22 protein-coding genes are annotated in these 17,624 nt (G+C 64.7%); 11 read left to right on the top strand and 11 right to left on the bottom strand.

All coding sequences use genetic code 11. The features are described 5' to 3' along the window. The first annotated feature begins 966 nt into the window (after window positions 1–966). Entirely contained in the window at window positions 967–1,461 is a 495-nt protein-coding gene (rnhA, locus tag AC3WLC_RS28660) for a ribonuclease HI (RefSeq protein WP_493687293.1), read from the top strand. On the opposite strand, the gene AC3WLC_RS28665 is transcribed toward rnhA, so the two are convergent. After that, a complete protein-coding gene (locus AC3WLC_RS28665) occupies window positions 1,458–1,967 on the bottom strand; it encodes a hypothetical protein (RefSeq protein WP_493687294.1) in 510 nt (169 codons plus the stop codon). The genes rnhA and AC3WLC_RS28665 overlap by 4 nt on opposite strands. A 535-nt stretch (window positions 1,968–2,502) precedes the next feature. Next, the gene (locus AC3WLC_RS28670) at window positions 2,503–3,102 is read right to left on the bottom strand and encodes a hypothetical protein (protein ID WP_493687295.1); all 600 of its coding nucleotides are present in this window, start codon (window positions 3,100–3,102) and stop codon (window positions 2,503–2,505) included. A gap of 361 nt (window positions 3,103–3,463) precedes the next feature. Here AC3WLC_RS28670 and AC3WLC_RS28675 point away from each other — a divergent pair, with 361 nt between their 5' ends. Beyond that, window positions 3,464–4,156: an SIR2 family protein gene (locus tag AC3WLC_RS28675; RefSeq protein ID WP_493687296.1), complete on the top strand. Its 693-nt coding sequence runs from the start codon at window positions 3,464–3,466 to the stop codon at window positions 4,154–4,156. 340 nt (window positions 4,157–4,496) lie between these two features. After that, window positions 4,497–4,868: a hypothetical protein gene (locus AC3WLC_RS28680; protein WP_493687297.1), complete on the top strand. Its 372-nt coding sequence runs from the start codon at window positions 4,497–4,499 to the stop codon at window positions 4,866–4,868. 113 nt (window positions 4,869–4,981) lie between these two features. On the opposite strand, the gene AC3WLC_RS28685 is transcribed toward AC3WLC_RS28680, so the two are convergent. Next, window positions 4,982–6,466, bottom strand: coding sequence for a tyrosine-type recombinase/integrase (locus tag AC3WLC_RS28685; protein ID WP_493687298.1), 1,485 nt, complete (start codon window positions 6,464–6,466; stop codon window positions 4,982–4,984). Between the two features lie 181 nt (window positions 6,467–6,647). Then, window positions 6,648–7,505 carry a heparin lyase I family protein gene (locus AC3WLC_RS28690; RefSeq protein WP_493687299.1) on the bottom strand — a complete coding sequence of 286 codons (858 nt, stop codon included), beginning with the start codon at window positions 7,503–7,505 and terminating at the stop codon, window positions 6,648–6,650. A gap of 212 nt (window positions 7,506–7,717) precedes the next feature. Here AC3WLC_RS28690 and AC3WLC_RS28695 point away from each other — a divergent pair, with 212 nt between their 5' ends. Beyond that, entirely contained in the window at window positions 7,718–8,224 is a 507-nt protein-coding gene (locus AC3WLC_RS28695; protein ID WP_493687300.1) for a DUF3060 domain-containing protein, read from the top strand. Window positions 8,225–8,233: 9 nt separating this feature from the next. On the opposite strand, the gene AC3WLC_RS28700 is transcribed toward AC3WLC_RS28695, so the two are convergent. After that, window positions 8,234–8,950, bottom strand: a complete 717-nt coding sequence (locus AC3WLC_RS28700; protein WP_493687301.1) for an MgtC/SapB family protein — start codon at window positions 8,948–8,950, stop codon at window positions 8,234–8,236. 284 nt (window positions 8,951–9,234) lie between these two features. Here AC3WLC_RS28700 and AC3WLC_RS28705 point away from each other — a divergent pair, with 284 nt between their 5' ends. Next, window positions 9,235–9,480 carry a hypothetical protein gene (locus AC3WLC_RS28705; protein ID WP_493687302.1) on the top strand — a complete coding sequence of 82 codons (246 nt, stop codon included), beginning with the start codon at window positions 9,235–9,237 and terminating at the stop codon, window positions 9,478–9,480. Between the two features lie 98 nt (window positions 9,481–9,578). On the opposite strand, the gene AC3WLC_RS28710 is transcribed toward AC3WLC_RS28705, so the two are convergent. Continuing rightward, complete coding sequence (locus tag AC3WLC_RS28710) at window positions 9,579–10,247, bottom strand: Spy/CpxP family protein refolding chaperone (RefSeq protein ID WP_493687303.1); 669 nt, start codon at window positions 10,245–10,247, stop codon at window positions 9,579–9,581. A gap of 240 nt (window positions 10,248–10,487) precedes the next feature. Between AC3WLC_RS28710 and AC3WLC_RS28715 the strand changes: the two genes are divergently transcribed. Then, window positions 10,488–11,486 carry a P1 family peptidase gene (locus AC3WLC_RS28715; RefSeq protein WP_493687304.1) on the top strand — a complete coding sequence of 333 codons (999 nt, stop codon included), beginning with the start codon at window positions 10,488–10,490 and terminating at the stop codon, window positions 11,484–11,486. A gap of 39 nt (window positions 11,487–11,525) precedes the next feature. After that, the gene (locus tag AC3WLC_RS28720) at window positions 11,526–11,891 is read left to right on the top strand and encodes a VOC family protein (protein ID WP_493687305.1); all 366 of its coding nucleotides are present in this window, start codon (window positions 11,526–11,528) and stop codon (window positions 11,889–11,891) included. A gap of 61 nt (window positions 11,892–11,952) precedes the next feature. Here AC3WLC_RS28720 and AC3WLC_RS28725 read toward each other — a convergent pair whose 3' ends face one another. Continuing rightward, a complete protein-coding gene (locus tag AC3WLC_RS28725) occupies window positions 11,953–12,210 on the bottom strand; it encodes a YjhX family toxin (protein WP_493687306.1) in 258 nt (85 codons plus the stop codon). Between the two features lie 375 nt (window positions 12,211–12,585). Between AC3WLC_RS28725 and AC3WLC_RS28730 the strand changes: the two genes are divergently transcribed. Together AC3WLC_RS28730 and AC3WLC_RS28735 are read left to right on the top strand one after the other, a co-directional pair. Next, window positions 12,586–13,374 carry an ATP12 family chaperone protein gene (locus AC3WLC_RS28730; RefSeq protein ID WP_493687307.1) on the top strand — a complete coding sequence of 263 codons (789 nt, stop codon included), beginning with the start codon at window positions 12,586–12,588 and terminating at the stop codon, window positions 13,372–13,374. Between the two features lie 5 nt (window positions 13,375–13,379). After that, a complete protein-coding gene (locus AC3WLC_RS28735) occupies window positions 13,380–13,769 on the top strand; it encodes a DUF1801 domain-containing protein (protein WP_493687308.1) in 390 nt (129 codons plus the stop codon). Window positions 13,770–13,871: 102 nt separating this feature from the next. Here AC3WLC_RS28735 and AC3WLC_RS28740 read toward each other — a convergent pair whose 3' ends face one another. From AC3WLC_RS28740 to AC3WLC_RS28755, 4 genes are read right to left on the bottom strand one after another with little or no spacing between them, the layout of a single operon-like run. Continuing rightward, window positions 13,872–14,480 carry an ATP-dependent Clp protease proteolytic subunit gene (locus tag AC3WLC_RS28740; RefSeq protein ID WP_493687309.1) on the bottom strand — a complete coding sequence of 203 codons (609 nt, stop codon included), beginning with the start codon at window positions 14,478–14,480 and terminating at the stop codon, window positions 13,872–13,874. Window positions 14,481–14,530: 50 nt separating this feature from the next. Next, window positions 14,531–14,875, bottom strand: coding sequence for an SRPBCC family protein (locus AC3WLC_RS28745; RefSeq protein ID WP_493687310.1), 345 nt, complete (start codon window positions 14,873–14,875; stop codon window positions 14,531–14,533). Further along, a complete protein-coding gene (locus AC3WLC_RS28750; RefSeq protein ID WP_493687311.1) occupies window positions 14,872–15,183 on the bottom strand; it encodes an ArsR/SmtB family transcription factor in 312 nt (103 codons plus the stop codon). Before AC3WLC_RS28750 ends, AC3WLC_RS28745 begins: the two co-directional genes overlap by 4 nt. 53 nt (window positions 15,184–15,236) lie before the next feature. After that, window positions 15,237–15,833 (bottom strand): LysE family translocator, encoded by a 597-nt coding sequence (locus tag AC3WLC_RS28755; protein WP_493687312.1) that lies wholly within the window; start codon window positions 15,831–15,833, stop codon window positions 15,237–15,239. A gap of 97 nt (window positions 15,834–15,930) precedes the next feature. Between AC3WLC_RS28755 and AC3WLC_RS28760 the strand changes: the two genes are divergently transcribed. Both AC3WLC_RS28760 and AC3WLC_RS28765 read left to right on the top strand, forming a co-directional pair. Continuing rightward, complete coding sequence (locus tag AC3WLC_RS28760) at window positions 15,931–17,307, top strand: aminotransferase-like domain-containing protein (RefSeq protein WP_493687313.1); 1,377 nt, start codon at window positions 15,931–15,933, stop codon at window positions 17,305–17,307. A 117-nt stretch (window positions 17,308–17,424) separates the two neighbouring features. Then, window positions 17,425–17,624: carboxyl transferase domain-containing protein (locus tag AC3WLC_RS28765; RefSeq protein WP_493687314.1), on the top strand; the 200-nt coding region annotated here is incomplete at its 3' end.

Raw genomic sequence — 17,624 nt, forward strand, 5'->3', positions numbered from 1 at the left:
GATACGAGCCCCGGACGCCCGGAGCAGACTACCCGACACCACAGACGAAGGGGCTGTGAATGTCGTACCCGCCAGCGATGGAAGGGGGGAAAGGGGGGAAGGTCCTGTAGGATACCTGAAGGTCTCTGTGGGAGGGACTGAAGGTTGTTCCTGACTTCTTCCCCCTATCCTCTCTCTTGCAGGTTATCTTGCAGATCTTCCTTCAGGTTCACCTATAGCCCCCGGCAACGGGGTCGATGAAAGTGGAGTCACTCCACCCTTGTCTAACTACCCCTGCCCCCGGTCTCCTTCAGGGTGGTCGATGCCGGCGGGCGAAGCCCGCAGACCCAAGGCCCCCTCCCGCAGTCACCTTCAGACACCTTCAGGCAGGTCGCCCGCGCTTATTTGCGCGTATCTCTGTTTGCATCTGTCTCCTGCCTTTTCTCATCCGTAACCGTAGGACACACCCATCCATGAAACGCGAGGCCCTCCGGCCACCAATCCCAACAACGGACCCCGCAGACTCCTTACCGCTTCTGCAAGTCCCCCTAGCGAACTCAGACAGGTTCGCCCTCATCGCCCCCGACGACTACCAGCGGGTCCGTTCCGCAGGTTTCTCGCTGAACTGGCATCTCCACCACGGCTACGTGACGACCTACAGCGGGACCGCACGATACGCGAAGGTCTCCCGCATCATTCTCGGGATCGCTGGCAAGGGCCATAGAGCCACCCGCGTAACTCACACCAACGGCGACCTGACAGACCCCCGCCGCAGGAACCTCACCACCAATCAGGTGAAGGAGACCAAGCCTCGATACGGTCGCGATGATCGCCGGCCGAACGCTCCTGCGGGAGCCGGGTGGCGGAGATGAGGGCAGGACCATACTCCCGCCTCCGGATCATGGTTTGCCGTTACACTCCTCCCGGATACAGGCCCATCGCAGAGGTCCCGGCTACTCTGGTAGCCAAAGCCGAAAGCAGCCGTCCTTGACGGAGACCTTACAGGGCGAAGAACCCCTACCCCATCGGGAAATCACGGCCTATTTCGACGGCTCCTGCCTCGGCAACCCCGGACCCGGAGGATACGCGGCGATCCTCGTCAACACCCTGACGGGTTCCCGCAAGGTCCTGAAAGACTCGCTTCCCGACACCACGAACAACCGCGCGGAACTAATGGCCGCCATCAAGGCCCTTGAAACCATCCGACCGGGAGCCTTCGTCACGATGGTCGGGGACTCTCAGTATGTGGTGAAGGGCATGACCGAGTGGCTCCCGAGATGGCGCATGCGGAGCTGGCGCGGGAAGGACAACAAGCCTGTCAGCAACCTCGACCTCTGGCTTCAGCTCGTGGAGCTAGCGGAGAAGCCCGCCAAGCTCGAATGGCGCTGGCAGAAGGGCCATGCCGGTCACCTCCAAAACGAAGAGGTCGACAGGCTGGCATACGCAGAAGCCCTCAAGCTCAAGCGGAAGATGACGCGCTAGGGCTCTGCCGGCTCCTCCGGGAAAACCACATGATTGTCTCCAGCTGTCGCGAAGAACCGCCAAGCCTCCTCGCCGGTCCCTGCGGGGAAAACGATGAGCGCATGGTTCTCAGACAGTTGGATGCTCAGATCACCGCGCGTAGATGCCTCAACTGCCACGACGAGCAAGCGCGGGGTCTCGATCAGCCAACCGCCTCTGCGATCCGGTAAGCCGAAATAGGTCGTCAGCTTCGCGTCCTGGCGGCTTAGGCCATTGTCATACGTCCAGTCTTCGGGAGCCTCTCCGGCGCCGCCGTACTCCCAGAGGTCGTCGCGTCCTGTGATTGTTTCGGTCGGGCTGTCGAAGCGCCAAGGGCATTGAACATGCAGCGCATACTCACCCACGGCCCCGCGCCCCGAGGCATGCGGTCGCATAGGGCCGAAATGAAGCATGACCATATCAGCCGCCCGCCTGATTGCTGAAAGCTGAAGGCCGACGAGCCCGTCCAAACCTCCGGGCGTGTTCATGGTCGGCTCATCCGAACTCAAACCCACGTCGTCAACCTCCACCCACACCCGCCAGCATCCGCTCGGCGGGTTTTCTCATACCCATGACAGCCACACCCGAAATCCACCTCACATATTGCAAGACCCCTCGGAACCGTAAGGGCGAGTTCAATGCCCTCTACACGGTCACTAACGCCACCGGCCGAGTCATTTGCTCCACCCGCACGCCACTTCCCTCCGCCGCTCGGGTCCTTCTTCAGGAAGGCCATGCCCCTGCCTCAATCATCTCCATGACGCGCGAAGGGGAAACCGCATGGTCCCTGAAGGCTCCGCTCGGAGTGGCCGCAAAGCTCACTGTCCGGGAGAACGAGACCGTAGGTCCGGTCTTCGCGCCATATGACGCTGCCGCGCTGGCAGAGCTGAAGGCCGGGGCATCACCCGTTCCCGGCTAGGCGCTCTCAGCTGTCAGTGATCAGGCTCCAGCGGCCTCCGGCTCGCCCTCGCTAGCCACACTCATCCGCAACGCTTTCGGCCGGCCTGCCGGGGCCTTCCCAAGCTAAGCACGAGATGATTGGAAGATCGCTACTACGCCGGGGCCGCCTGAGCCGGGAAACTGCCAGCCCATGCGCGTCACGGTGTCGATAACCGCGCATATCAGCTCTACGACGTGCTGCCTAACCTGCCGGAGATAGGCTTCGTCTATCGGAGTTTCGAAGACCTCTTTCTCGCGGTTGACAAACAAGGGTATCGATTTGCCCCGAGCGTCAGGTATGCGCCACGACCCGTGGCAGAGCACGTTCCTCAACTTGGACGCGGCGCGAAGGTCGGCCAGCAAGTCGTCTATGTTCGTGATCGTGGCCTCGCCGTGCGCCTTCACCGCGTTGCCGTAGGAGCCGATGAGGCTCCCTAACGCATCCGACAGGGCTCGTTCCAACGTCGGCAGCCACTTCTTATAAGCAGCTTCAATCTCGTCTTCGGGATAGCTGCGGGTCGCGGTGAAAGTGAAAATGGCCTTTCCCAAGACCTCCTCAAGAAACCCGAACGTGGCGACCGCGCGTCCCAGCTCCTCCCAAAACCGAGGACTGTGCGCTTGCGTTGGGAAGTCAGCCGGCAACCCAGCTCTATTGACGGCGAAACCCTCGCGCTTCGCGGACATTCACTTCCCCCACTCCCAGACAGGCAACGCCTGCTTCGGCGGCTCCCTTACACAGGAACCCTTATCGCCACCATGGCGGAACCACAGTTTGCCGGCAGGCGGCGGAACAGCAGGTTGGCGAGGATGCCCCGAGGTCCGCGAGGCGATCCTGAAGGATAAGATCACGGTTCACCGAGCGATCGTGCCGGGTGGCGGCGACGAAAACTGAAGTGACTTCATGTTTGAAGTCCCGGAGGGTGAAAGCTCTCCGGGGCCATTAAGGCAGGATCATCCTCGGTCGGGCTCCGCTCGCAATGGGGGCTTGCGAAAAGCACATCAAGCTAAGGTAGTATAGCGGCCTGATTTGGCGGGAGACGTAGCGGTGCAAGCGGACGAGGCAGCGAAACAGCCGAGGTACGAGCGGTACGTCTCTGAAATCATTGAAGACATCACAAATACCGTCGAGGAGTTCGGCTGCCAACCCATCCTGTTTGTCGGATCAGGATTACCGAAAAGGTACATGGGTGCTCCATCTTGGGAGGAGCTTCTCGAGTTCCTCGCAGGCAAGGCGTCGAACATCAACAAAGGTCTGGTATTTTACAAGCAGCAACTAAAAGAACCAATTAAGATAGGCGAAGAGTTTGCTCGTCTTTATCAAGAGTGGGCATGGGGAGCTGGAAATAACGAGTTCCCCAAAGACATGTTCGCAGAAAATGTCGGGGCTCAGTCATACATCAAATACATGATTGCTTCGCACCTGTCCTCACTTCAGCCGACGGCCATCGGCGGTCTGAGCCCCGAACATCAAGCCGAGATTGAGTCGCTGGCTCGGATCAGACCGCACGCGATCATCACCACGAACTACGATGAAATGCTGGAGATGATTTTCCCCGATCACAAGCGGATCATTGGGCAGCAGATACTAAAGGGGCAGCATTTCTCGATAGGTGAGATTTTCAAAATACATGGATGCATTTCTGAGTTCGATAGCATCGTTTTCACGGAAACTGACTACAACGACTTTATGAAACGCAAGAAGTTCCTCTCCGCAAAGCTGCTGACTTTTTTTCAATGAGCATCCACTCGTATTCATTGGGTACAGCGCCGGAGACCCGAACATCAGAGCAATCCTTTCCGACATTGACGAGGCCCTGCCTGAGAAGGGCGGCGTGATACCGAACGTCTTTATTCTTCAGTGGAATGATAAGCTAACCGAGGATAGCTGGCCCGCGCGTGATCGCGTTATCCCGACGGAAGATGACCGAAACGTGCGCGTAAAGCTGATCGAAGCATCTGATTTTGGATGGGTATTCGACGCATTCTCCGCGAACCCGGCACTAAGTCAGGTCAACACGAGAGTCCTTAGGTCGCTCATTGCGCGATCCTACGAACTCGTTCGCCGAGACATACCTAAGATGACCGTCGAAGCTGATTTCAAAATGCTGTCAGCTGCGGTCGAAGACTCCACGTCTTTTGCAAAGCTATTTGGAATTGCCAACATCAATGATTTCAGCGCAGCCTCTGCTCAGTTCCCGTTCAGCGCAACTGAACTTGGACAAGCCCTTGGCGGAGACACTTGGCATCTAGCCAATGCATTGATCGACAAGATCGCACTGCAAAAGAAAGTCTACATTAAGGCGACCGATAATCGTTATCATCGCACCGAGCGCGTGAATAAGACGCCGTATCACAAATACTCACACGAGGCGGTAGACCTTCTCAAGAAGGTTCGCGACGGCCAGGAGTATGAGCTTGACCTCGGCGTTCCCGAGAAGGCGAAGGCGTAGGCACCCCTTTCGGAACTCGTGGGGGCGAATGACGAGTTGAGGCGGAGGACGGCCACTATAAGGCCCGTTCCACCTACAGGCTTCTGAGATGCACGCCTGCTGCCGGCAACAGGCTACCCTTGGGCCTCCTGAAGCTCCCCTGCCGCTGGCCCTGCTAGCAGACCTGAAGAAACTGGCATCAGATTTCGGACGGACTCCGGCATCACCACCCCCTGCACACACGCGACCTTCGCCTGCTCCAGCTCGCCTCGGAAGTATGTGCTCAGCGTCACGTCGCTCTTCGGCTGCTCATGCCCGACAACCTGCCGGAGAACGTGCACGGGCGTCCCCGCCTTGACCGCCTCCGACACGAACCAACGGCGGAAGGAGTGGAAGTTGACGCGGGACACTTTCTTCCCCGCAGGCTTGTCATCCACCTTGCGATCAAGCCGGAACTTGTAGAACCGGGCGCTCATAACAGGAGCCCGCTTGCCGAACTTGTCGGGCGCTCCGGCCTCCGGGAAAAGCCAGTCGGTTGACGGCTTATCAGTGCAGCGTCGCTTTATCAGCTCCGACAGGTCAGGGTGGATAGGGACCTTCCGCTTGGCAGCTTTGGTCTTGGTGCCCCGAACGTCGAAGATGCCTTCCGCACACTGCCCGACCGTCAGGCTGCAAGCCTCGTCAATCCGCATCCCGGATAGCGTCGCAACGTGCATGAGGTCCCGAAGAGCGATGTCCTCGACATCCTTGAAGAGCTTTTCCAACTCCTCTGTTTCGAATGGCCTCGGCTCGTCATCGCTCTGTTCCTCGCCCGACGATAGAGCCACCACCTTCTTCACCTTAGCGACAGCCTGTCCCTTCCACGGATTGAAGGACTCCGGGACGCACCCGCGCTTCTCCAGCCAAACCCAATAGGTCGAGAATGCGGCCACTACGTCGCGGATGCGGGCAGCAGATTTGCCGTCCTTGTGGAGCGAGCTGACATACTCGCCTGCGATCTTCCGGGTTACGGCCTCGACGGTTGAAGCATGCCGGCCGTTCGCCAGCCAATGCTCAAAGGCCGTCACAATGCCTTTGTATTCGAGTTTCGTCCGCTCCGCCCTCGCCATCCCGCGCTTGCCGGGCTCCGACAGCCACGTCTCCATGTAATGCTTCAGCGGCGTTGAGCGGCCGAGCGCCAAATCAGCGAAGGCGTCTCCCCGCTTCTCACCTTCCTCATCACCAATCGCCTCGCTGCGGGCCTGCACGGTGTCAATAAGGAGGCCTTCGGCGACCTCCGCCTCAATGACGGTGTATTTCCCCCGTGCCGGGTCCCACACCTCATGCGGCTGATAGACGGTCCCGACACCGGACCTCACCTCTTGCAGACGCTCTCGAAGTTCCATGGCCTCGGCCGTCCTCGGGTCTGTGCTGGGGTGCCCTCGGCGAGCCGCGTCAATACGCGAGTGAAGCTCTAGGAGCGCCTTGGGGAGACGGGCCTGCGCAAGATGCTTGTCCCTTGTGCCGAGGCCCTTCTTGAGCCGCTTCGCGCCGACGACATCCCGCAAAGCCGAAGGCACATCCACAACCGCAGCAAACCCCATTCGGCGTTGCTCAAGGTATCCCGCGATCTTCGCCACCCCACACGCTCCCCCACACGTTTCACCCCACACGCATAGCTAAAAACGGTTATGCGTCAATGAGTTCAGAGGGTTAGGCAGAACTAAAATCGAGTTCTACTCGCGCTGATCACGGCCTGCGGGATGGCCTCCACCCCGCTTTCGGTCTGTTTCAGGAGAGGGCTTCCCGCCCTCTCCTTTTTTATTGCCCGGCGCTCGCGACACCGCGCCAGGCCGGATGGCCGGCCGGGTCCTGCGCCCAGAAGGCGATGTCGTCGAACAGGATCGTCTGGCTGACCTCGGGCAGCGCGTCGCGATAGATGCCGAAGCGCGGCTGCGTGTCGATGAAGGGCTTGCCGTCCTTCATCGTGCCATAGCGCGGATAGCCGAGCACGCCGCGGAACTCCGGGCAGGCCCGCCCGTCGAGCCAGAGCCTGAGGCGGCTCTCGCCGGCCTGCTGGCTCGGCCGGATCATGACGTTGACGCGGTGCCAGCGATCCGGCTCGACCGGCCAGTCGCCGCAGAACTGCGCCTGGCCGAGGCTGTCGCCGCAGCTCGCGGTCCCCGCCGTCTTGGCCCGGAACACCGGCTTGCCATTGTCCGAATCGACCTCGATCTTGAACAGCGGGTTGGCGGCGTCGCAGATCTCCTCGCCGCCCCGGCCCTTCTCATAGCGCAGGTCGATGTTCTGCTTGATCTGCTGGATCACCGTGCGGTTGCGCCGCGGCGCCCATGGGCTCTCGACCCGGAAGCGGAAACTGTACCAGCTCGTCGCGTCGAAGCGGATCAGCTCGGCGGTCATCTGGACTTCGGAGCGCTCGGTCGGGGTCGAGCCGGGATTGGGGTCGTAGGCGTCGCCGGGCTTCACTGTGATCGCCAGTGCCGGCCTCTCCTGCCCGGCCCGCTCGCCATCGACGCAGCGGATGCGATCGGCCCGCACCGCCTTGTCGAGCTGGCCCGAGACCTTCCAGTCCTTGGAGTTCAGGCAGCCGGTGGCGAAGCTGGTCTGGAAGGCGGGTGCCGGCGCCTCGGCGAGGCTGGGACCGCCGATGAGCGACATCCCGCAGAAAAACGCCGCAGCTGCATAGCTGCGGTCTGTCGCGACTCGCTTCATTCAGCCCTCGCTGCCATTGCCCGAGGCGAGCTTACCGGCATGGCGACGAGGATCAATCGCCCACCGCGTCGAGATCGGAGCGATGCGCAGACGCTCCGCATCGGCGCCATAGTCGCCCGCAAAGATGAGTCTCCCGAGACAACCCGGAGGGAATCGCCTTGCGCCTGCCTTATCTGTTCCTCGCCACAGCGATCCTCGTACCGTCGCTCGCGGGCGCCGAGGAGATCAGCATCGCCGGCGTCGGCCAGTCGCGCGATTTCACCTGCAATGGCGAGGATGTCGCGGTCACCGGCCAGGGTCATGCGGTCGAGCTCAAGGGCAGCTGCGGCGCGATCGGCATCCACGGCAGCGGCCACAAGGTCAGCTTCGAGGATTCGACCTCGCTCGCCGTCAGTGGCGCCCAGAACAAGGCGAGCGGTGGTTCGACCGGAAACCTGACGGTCGAGACGGCGCAGAACACCGTCTCGACCAAGGTCCATGGCGGCGAGACCCCGGCCATGATCGACGTCTCCGGCGCCGATCACATGATCGAGCTGGAGCTGACCGGGCCGGCGAAGATCGAGGTCGGTGGCGCCAAGAACAGCGTGAGCTGGGCCGCGGCCGCCGAGGTCAAAGCGCCGAGCATCTCGACCACGGGCGTCGAGAACCGCATCGTCAAGCGCTGAGGTCAGCGCTCAGTCGCTCGTACTACTCTCCCAGGTCGCGTGGGTGACGCCAGCCAGGCGCTCGATTCGCTCGACCACGGCATCGAGCTCCTTGCGCTCGACGGCAGTACTGATCAGCGTCGCGACGATCTCGATTGCCTCCTCGCCACGCTCGACGGTCTTGACGTCGCCGACCGGGTAATTGGCCTGCTCGAGCAGCTCGACCATCTTTTCGCGCACAGAGGGCAGTGCCTCGGGATCGGTGGTGACGACCACCTCATAGGTCGCCTCCGAGGCCTTCTCATTGATCGGGATGCGGTTGATCGCGTTGACCAGCGGCCGCAGCAAGGTGTTGCCGGCGATGACGAAGACCGTGACCAGCGCGCCTTCCGCCACCATATCGGCGCCGGTGCAGGCGCCGACCGCGGCCGCACACCAGAGCGTCGCCGCCGTGTTGAGGCCGCGGACGTTCATCCCCTCCTTCATGATCACGCCGGCGCCAAGGAAGCCGATGCCGGAGACGACATAGGAGATCACACGGATCGCGCCGTCCGCGCCGGCGATACGCATGGCGAGATCGACGAAAGCGGCCGCGCCGACCGCGACCAGCACCGTGGTACGCAGCCCCGCCGTCCGCTGCCGATACTGCCGCTCGGCCCCGATCAGCGCGCCGAGCACGAAGGCGGCCAGCAGGCTGACGACCGAGTCGAGGAAGGGATAGAGATCGAAGGTCTGGATGAAGCGCATGCGCCTGCCTCCCGGTGACGGCGGCGCGCTTCCGACCGCCGCGACCTCGCCGCCTATAGCGGGCGGGATGTGACGGTTCAATGAAGGGAAGCCGAACTGGCCGGCAGGCGCGATCGGCTGCGGCTACGGCCATTGATTCGACTTCTCAGCCGGACGCGACAACACCCTGACTTGATTCGCGAAACCGGCATGTTTGACCGCCTCCTAGCGTACCCTGTCTGCGCCATGACGCTGCGTCGCGACTCAGGCTAACATCCCGATCCCGCCACAGGGATCATCCCGCCATGAAGACGCTCATCCTTGCTGCCCTCGCCGTCGGCCTGTCGAGTGCCGCCTACGCCCAGAGCCCGAGCTGCAATGCCCAGGCCGCCGAGAAGAAGCTCGCCGGCGCGGCCAAGACCAGCTTCGTCACCAAATGCGAGAAGGATGCCGGCGCAGCCTGCGACAAGCAGGCGGCCGACAAGAAACTGGCGGGCGCCGCCAAGAGCAGCTTCACGACGAAATGCGTGAAGGACGCTGTGGGTACCTGACGACCCCGGACAGCCGCCAGCCCTCATGCCAGGGAGCTGGACAAACGAAAAAGGGCGGCCCTTCCGGACCGCCCTTCTCTGTTTCGGAATCTCGACAGTCAGCCGCGATCGTCGTCGTCATGGCCGCGGTCGCGCCAGCGGCGCGGGCCCCGGTCGTCGTCGCCATAGCGATCGCGATCGCCGCCGCGGCCATGCCATTCCATCGAGCGCCCGCGCATCTCGCGCATGCGCTCGCGGCCTTCCGACATCGCCTGGCGCACGGCCCGGCGCGCCACGGTCTTCTGCTCGTCGCTGAAGGTCGACCAGAGCGGGCGCACCGCGTCGGCCATCTCCTTGCTGCGGGTGGCGCGCTCGCCCTGGCGGGTCGCCATCATGTCGAGCCGCTCCATGATGTCGGCGTCGCGATAATGCTCGCGCTGCTCGCGCATCTTGGCGAAGCGCTCGCGGCGCTGCTCGGCATTGCGCTTGATCAGCGCCTCCAGCTTCTCGAAGGCCGGCACTTGCTCGGGCTTCAGCTTGAGATCGGTACGCAGCTGGGCGAGGCGCTCGTTCATCCGGGCCGTCGCCTGCTCGGCGCGGCGCTGGCGCCATTCCTCGCGCCGGTCGGAGCGGTCGCCGCGATCGGCACGGTCGCCGCGCGTCTCGTTCTGCTGCTGCCCCGGCGGATTGCTGCCCGGAGCGGGCGGGATCGGCTGCGGCTGTGCGATCGCCAGGGTCGCAGCGACAGCCGCGGCGCTGGAAGCGACGATGAGGGCGATGCGTTTCATGCGAGGTCTCCGATTGTGGTCTTTACAACAACGGGTCGCTTTGCGGGTCTCGAAGCCGGGTCGCGATACCGCCACGATGCCCCGGATGGCCTGACCCGGCCATGGCGCACGCATGACAAGATCGTAATGTCGGCATGACGCGCCGGCGAGCGGTAAGTTCCCGGCAGGTCGCACGGCGATGCCGAATCGGCGCAGCATGCGGGCCTGGTCAAAGCGGCCTGTCGGCAACGAGTGTCCACCATGCGCAATCTCATCACCGATGTTCGTGGCGTTCTCGTGGGCAATGCCGAGGACGCGGCCGCCGCGACCGGCGTCACCGTCGCCCTGTTCGAGCGGCCGAGCATCGCTTCCGTCGCCGTCCTCGGCGGTGCGCCCGGCACGCGCGACACCGCGCTGCTGGAGCCGGGCATGACGGTCGAGCATGTCGACGGCATCGTCCTCTCCGGCGGCTCCGCCTGGGGATTGTCGGCCGCCGACGGCGTCATGGCCCGGCTGGCTGCCGAGGGGCGCGGATTCCCGGTCGGCAGCTATCGCGTGCCGATCGTGCCGCAGGCGATCCTGTTCGACCTCGCCAATGGCGGCGACAAGCCCTTCGCCCGCGGCGATGGCGAGGCGCCCTATCGTGAGCTCGGCCGGCTCGCCGCCACGCAGGCCGGCAAGGAGTTCGGGCTCGGCACCGCCGGCGCCGGCTTCGGCGCGACGACGAAGACGCTGAAGGGCGGGCTCGGCTCGGCCAGCGCGATTGCCGCGACCGGCCAGGTTGTCGGCGCGCTGGTCGCAGTCAACGCCGTCGGCACGGCGACGATCGGCGACGGCCCGCATTTCTGGGCCGCCCCTTACGAGCAGGGCGGTGAGTTCGGCGGCCGCGGCTGGCCGGCGACGCTCGCGCCCGATGATCTGACCCTGCGTTTCAAGGGCGGGCCCGGCGCCAACACCACCATCGCTTTGGTTGCGACCGATGCGGTGCTGACCAAGGCGCAGGCCAAGCGCATGGCACTCTGCTCTCATGACGGGCTGGCGCGGGCGTTGCGGCCGGTGCATGCCCCGCTCGACGGTGACGTCGTCTTCGCTGCCGCGACCGGCCATAGCGGCGCGCCATCCGACGCCTATGCCCTGACCGAGCTCTGCGCCACCGCCGCCGACGTGCTGGCGCGCGCCGTGGCGCGGGCGGTATACTCGGCCAGCGCCCTGCCCTTTGCGGGCGCCAAGCCGGCCTGGCGCGACAGGTTCGGCGCATAGGCGGGAGCGCAACGCCCCGCGACGCGAGGGAGCGAAGCGATGGCCACCGTCCGCTATTTCGTGACCGACGTCGACGAAGCCACAAGGTTCTATGTCGACCGGCTCGGCTTTGCGCTGAAGCAGCAATTCGGGCCGGCCATGGCGATCCTCGAACGCGGCGACCTCAAGCTCTGGCTCGCCGGCCCCGGCGCCTCGGCCTCGCGGGCGATGCCGGGCGGCGGCAAGCCGATCCCCGGCGGCTGGAACCGCTTCGTCATCGAGGTCGAGAATCTGGCGGAACTCGTCGAGGCCCTGCGCCGCAAGAGCGTGCCCTTCCGCAATGAGATCGTGGTCGGGCCGGGCGGCAAGCAGATCCTGTGCGAGGATCCGTCGGGCAATGTGATCGAGCTGTTCGAGCCGGGCTGAGAGCCCTCGTTTCCCCCTGGCCCGAAGCGAAAACGGGAGGGCTTACGCCCTCCCGCCTTGGTCATCGATTGTCCGCTTGCGAACGGACGCCGAGGCGCCCGAGCCGCGAGATCCGATAAGGGCCGCCTTCGCGTGACTCGATCAGCCGCTTTCGCCGGAGCCCGGCGAAGATGGCGAGCGTGCAATCGCTTAGGACGAAACCCTCATGGGTGAAGCAGTCGATGTGATTGATGCGGCCGTCCTCGCCGCGAAGATGGCGGATCTGTCCGCCACGGGCCAGCACGTGCAACACGCGCTGCTCGCCCCGCGAAATGTTCATGTTGGTAGAGCCTGTGCATGGAACCATGACAAGCGCAGCAGTGAAGGCGGGCCCTGAGTATGTTCCGCAAAAGTGGCAACCACTTTTGCGAAGAGAACATGCTCTACTTTGAGTCTGCGCGAATTCTTCTCGTTCGACCGGTCCGGTCGAACGGAAAGCGCGCTGGGCCTCGTCTTTCACCCGGCGCTGGATCAGGTCTCGCCGCAGCGAAACCTCACCGGGTTCCCACAGTCTCCAACATAAAGCCCTCTTGGACATCGCGCGGACGCCTCGCGTCCGGGGAGGAGGCGTTTAGGCGAGCGTCCATAACGCGTCAAGGCAGCGTCTTCATTGAAGCCGTTTCACGCCCGCCCCCGGATGCGCTATGGACGCGCCATGTCGACCGATGATTTCCTCGCCCGCTTCGGCGCCGCCGGCCAGCGCCAGCCCGATCCCGTCGCTGCTGCCCAGCAGGCGATGCGCAATCCCCTGCCGAAGCGCTTCTACGAGAAGGCCGGCGTGCTCGAGCGCGACGGCCTGTTCCATGTCGCACTCGACGGCCGGACCGCCCGCACCCCGGCCCGCAAGCACCTCGCCATCGCCTCGCGCCCCGTCGCCGACGCGCTCGCAGCCGAATGGGAGGCCCAGACCGCTGAGATCGACCCGTCGCGCATGCCGCTGACCCGTCTGGTCAATTCGGCGCTCGACGGCGTCGCCGACCAGCATGAGGCGGTCCGCGCCGAGATCGTCCGCTATGCCGGCAGCGATGCGCTCTGCTACCGCGCCGGCGAGCCGGAAGCGCTGGTCGAGCGGCAGGACCAGGTCTGGAACCCACTGATCACGGCGCTCGAAGAGCGGATCGGCGGCCGCTTCGTCATGGCGCAGGGCGTCGTCTTCGCACAGCAGCCGCAGACCGTGCTCGATGCCGTGAGCAAGCGCGTCGCCGCGATCTCCTCCCCGGTCGCACTTGCCGGCGCCCACAATGTCATGACCCTGACCGGCTCGACCATCGTGATGCTGGCGCTGGCCGAAGGTTTGATCGACGCCGATGCTGCCTGGGCGGCCGCCCATCTCGACGAGGACTACCAGATCGGAATCTGGGGCCAGGACGAGGAAGCGGCCGAGCGCCGCGCCATCCGCCGCAAGGAATACGACGCCGCCGTGCTGCTGCTGACGCAAGGCTAGCGGCGATGATTCCGGGCGCGCCCAAGGCCGATAACCCGGAAGACTACATCGCCCAGCTCGATGGCTGGCGGCTCGCCACAGTCGAAGCCCTGCGCGCCGCGGTGAAGGCCGCCGCTCCGCTCGACGAGCGGATCAAGTGGACCCATCTGGTCTATTTTTCGAACGGGCCGGTGCTGCTGATCCGGGCTGAGGCCGAGCGCGTCCTCTTCGGCTTCTGGCGCGGCAAGCGCTTGCGCGGGATCGAGCCGCGGCTGAAGCCGGGCGGCAAGTTCGAGCTCGCCACCATGGTGCTGCGCGAGGGTGATGCGGTTGACATGACGGCCGCGACCGAGCTGGTGCGCGCCGCGGTCGCGCTCAACCACGAGATCGGCGATCCCAGCAAGCCGAGCGCTTGATTAGAGCATTTTCGAGCGAAACGGACACCGGTTCGCGTGAAGAAAATGCAATAAAACAAAGACCTAGAGCAGTTTCGTGATTCGCAGAATTGCGGAACTGTCCTAGGCAGCCGCCGCCGGCGCCTCGGTCAGCACGCGGTCGATCAACCCCCACTCCTTGCCTTCCTCGGCGGTCATGAACCGGTCGCGGTCGAGTGTACGCTCGACCTCTTCTTCCGTGCGTCCGCAATGCTCGGCATAGAGCCGGATCATGCGGCGCTTGGTCTTCTGGATCTCCTCGGCATGGATCAGGATGTCCGAGGCCTGCCCCTGCGCCCCGCCGAGCGGCTGGTGGACATGCAGGCTGGCATTGGGCAGCGCTGCACGCTCGCCCGGCTCGCCCGCCATCAAGAGGAAGGAGCCCATCGAGCGGGCCGTGCCCATGCAGAGCGTATGCACCGGCGAGCGGATATATTGCATCGTGTCGTAGATCGCGAGGCCGCTGGTGACGACGCCGCCCGGCGAGTTGATGTAGAAATGGACTGGCCGCTTCGGGTTCTCCGCCTCCAGGAACAGCAATTGCGCGCAGACCAGCGCGGCGCTGGCGTCGTTGACCTCGCCGTTCAGGAAGATGATCCGCTCGCGCAGCAGGCGCGAATAGATGTCGAAGGAACGCTCCCCGCGGGTCGACTGTTCGACGACCATAGGGACGAGCTGCATCGTACCGTGCATCGACGACCTCCTCAGTTCTGCGATGTTGGTGGACTGGTTTGCGAGCCGCGTCAGGCGGCGCGCAGCATCATCGGCTGGTTGCTGTTCGCCGGCGCTGGCGGCTGCTCTGCCAGCCTCGCATCGGTCAGGCTATGGATGATCCGCAGCTCCGTCCCGCCCTCGTTCGGCGCGAGCCTGAAGGTCACGGTGCTTTCGAGAAAGGGCGGCTCGTCCTCCCTCAACCTATAGCGCATCTCCTCCCCCGGAACGCTGGAGAGCGCCTCGACCTCAGCCGGCAGCCAGCGCTCGCGGAAGGCGGGAATGCTGAGCGCCCGCCAGACCTTCTCGGGCGGCGCGTCGAGCTGGTACTCGAACACCAGCTGCTTCGTCCGATCCTGCGTGTCGCTCTCGTTCATTGGTCCATGTCCCGCAGCAGATCCTTGAGGGCATCGATGCGCGCCGGCCAGTAGGTCCGGTATTTCGCCAGCCATTGCGCGATCAGGGCAAGCCCGTCCGGGTCGACCTCGTAATTGACGAAGCGCCCCTGCCGTTCCTCGCGCACCAGCCCGGCGGTCCGCAGCACGGCGAGATGCTGCGACATCGCCGGCTGGCTGATCGCCATGCCCTCGCGCAAGGCGCTGGCGTTCATGCCGCCGGAAGCGAGCTTCTCGAAGATCGTCCGGCGAGTCGGGTCGGCCAGCGCCTTGAAGATGTCCTGCTCCATGCCAGATACATAAGCATACACTTATTTCATTCGCAAGCTGCCCCGAACTGCCGTCAGCTCACCAGGATCGGATAGAGCGAAGCAGCGAGCAGCAACGCCATGACGATGTTGAACATGCGCTGGCGGGCCGGATCGGCCAACAGGCCGCGCAACAGTGTGCCGCCGACGGCCCAGACGGCGATGCAGGGCCCGTTGACCAGGGCGTAGACGATCACGACGATCGCGAGGTTGAGGAAATAGCCGTCCGTTGGCGTATAGGCCGCGACGGCTCCGACCGCCATGATCCAGGCCTTCGGGTTGACCCATTGGAACGCCGCAGCCGCCGGAAAGCTGAGCGGCGGCGCCGCGTCGGCTCCAGGCTCCAGCGGCGCCGAACGCGCGATCTTCCAGGCGAGATAGAGAAGATAGGCGCTGCCGGCATAGCGCAGGACGTCATGCAGGACAGGGATCGCGCTGAACAGGCCCCCTAACCCGAGCCCGACCGCAAGGACGAGCCCGCAGAAGCCGAGATTGATCCCGAACAGCAGCGGCAGGCTGGCGCGGAAGCCGTGATTGGCGCCGGAGGCCAGCAGCAGCGTGTTGTTCGGCCCCGGCGTGATCGAGGTCACGAAGGCATAGCCCACGAAGGCAATGAGGAGTTGCGGCGTCATGACCGGTCCAGCGTTGGGAAACGTCGCGCCGGTGATTGTGCATGTGACACTTATTGCATAGACTAAAAAGTGTCTCATGACGCAATTTCGAGGTGACATGCTCCTGGCTTCGCCCTGGAAACCTCAGCTCGCGGATGGCAGTGGCTCAGCGAGCGAGCGGCTGGTCGAGGCCCTCGCCCGCGACATCGCCGACGGCTCGCTGCCGCCAGGCGCGCGCCTGCCGGCCCATCGTCCCCTCGCCTGGCAGCTCGATATCGGCATCGGCACGGTGACCAAGGCCTATGCCCAGCTCGAACGCCGCGGCCTCGTCCGCAGCGTGCGCGGGCGCGGCATGTTCGTCGCAGGCCTGTCGCAGGCGGCCAGCCGCGTGGTCGATCTCAGCATCAACGTGCCGCCACAGCAGCTGAGCGATCGCCTTCTCGCCGCCAGCCTCTCCGATCTCGCAAGGCGGCTCGATGCCGACAGCTTCGGCGCCTATGCGGCGCCCGCCGGGCGAACCGAGCATCGCGCGCTGCTGACGCGCTGGCTCGCGCCAACCGGCCTCGCCGCCACGCCCGAGCGGCTGCTGATCTGCAGCGGCGCCCAGCATGCCCTGGCGATCGCATTCGCGATCACCTGCGGCCCGGACACCGAGCTCCTGACCGAGGCGCTGAGCTATCCCGGAGCGATCGCCCTCGCCCGCCGGCGCCGCTTGCGGCTGACCGGGCTCGCCATCGACGAGGAAGGCCTCGTTCCGCAGGCGCTCGACCACGCCTTGCATCAGGCGAAGAAGGCCGGCCGGCGCGCCGTGCTTTACACCACCCCGACCCTGCACAACCCGACGACGGCGACGATGAGCGAAGCGCGACGCCGCGAGATCGCAAGGCTCTGCCGGGCTCATGACGCGGTGATCGTCGAGGACGACATCCATTCCGCTCTGGCCGAGCCGGGCACGATCGCGATCGCCGCGCTCGCGCCGGAGCGGACGCTGCATGTCTCCGGCCTGTCGAAGGTGCTGAGCCCGGGCCTGCGCATCGGCTCGCTGGTGGTCCCTAAGCCCTGGCTGGAGCCCGCCCTCGCCGAGCTCGCCGCCACCTGCACCATGGCGTCCCTGCTCTCCTGCCTGATCATGGAACGCTGGCTCAGCGAGGGCACGGCAGCCTCGGTCGCCCGCTCGATCCGCGAGGAGGCCGGCCGCCGCGTCGCTCTGGCGCGCGAACTCCTCCCGCCGGGGATCGCCATGAGCACGGGCAATGGCTTCCATATCTGGCTGCCGATGGCGCCGGAGCGCGCCAAAGCCCTGCCCGCCCGTGCCGCCGCCTCGGGCATCCTCCTGCCGGATCCCGAGATATTCCTGGCCAGCGCGCAGGCGCCGTCCTGGGGGATGCGGCTCAGCCTGGGCGGCCCGAAGCTCGACAGGCTACAGGATGCGCTTGCCAACCTGCGCACCTTGCTTCTCGACAGCAGCGCCCCGCAGAGCCGGGCCACGCTCTGACCGGCGCGGCAGTGCACAAAATGCCAGTCGCATGCTGCGAAGGCCGCAATGGACTTCGCTCGCAGCCCCGCTTAAGCGGGAAACAAGACCTTTAAAGACCGCGCCGGGAGGCTCTTCATGAAGGACATCCTTGAACAGCTTGAAGACCGTCGCGCGGGGGCTCGTCTTGGCGGCGGCGAGAAGCGGATCGCGGCGCAGCACAAGCGCGGCAAGCTGACGGCCCGCGAGCGCATCGAGCTCCTGCTCGACAAGGATTCCTTCGAGGAGTTCGACATGTTCGTGCAGCACCGCGCCGTCGATTTCGGCATGGACAAGGC

The sequence above is a fragment of the Allobosea sp. GW821-FHT03A12 genome, from assembly GCF_058986765.1.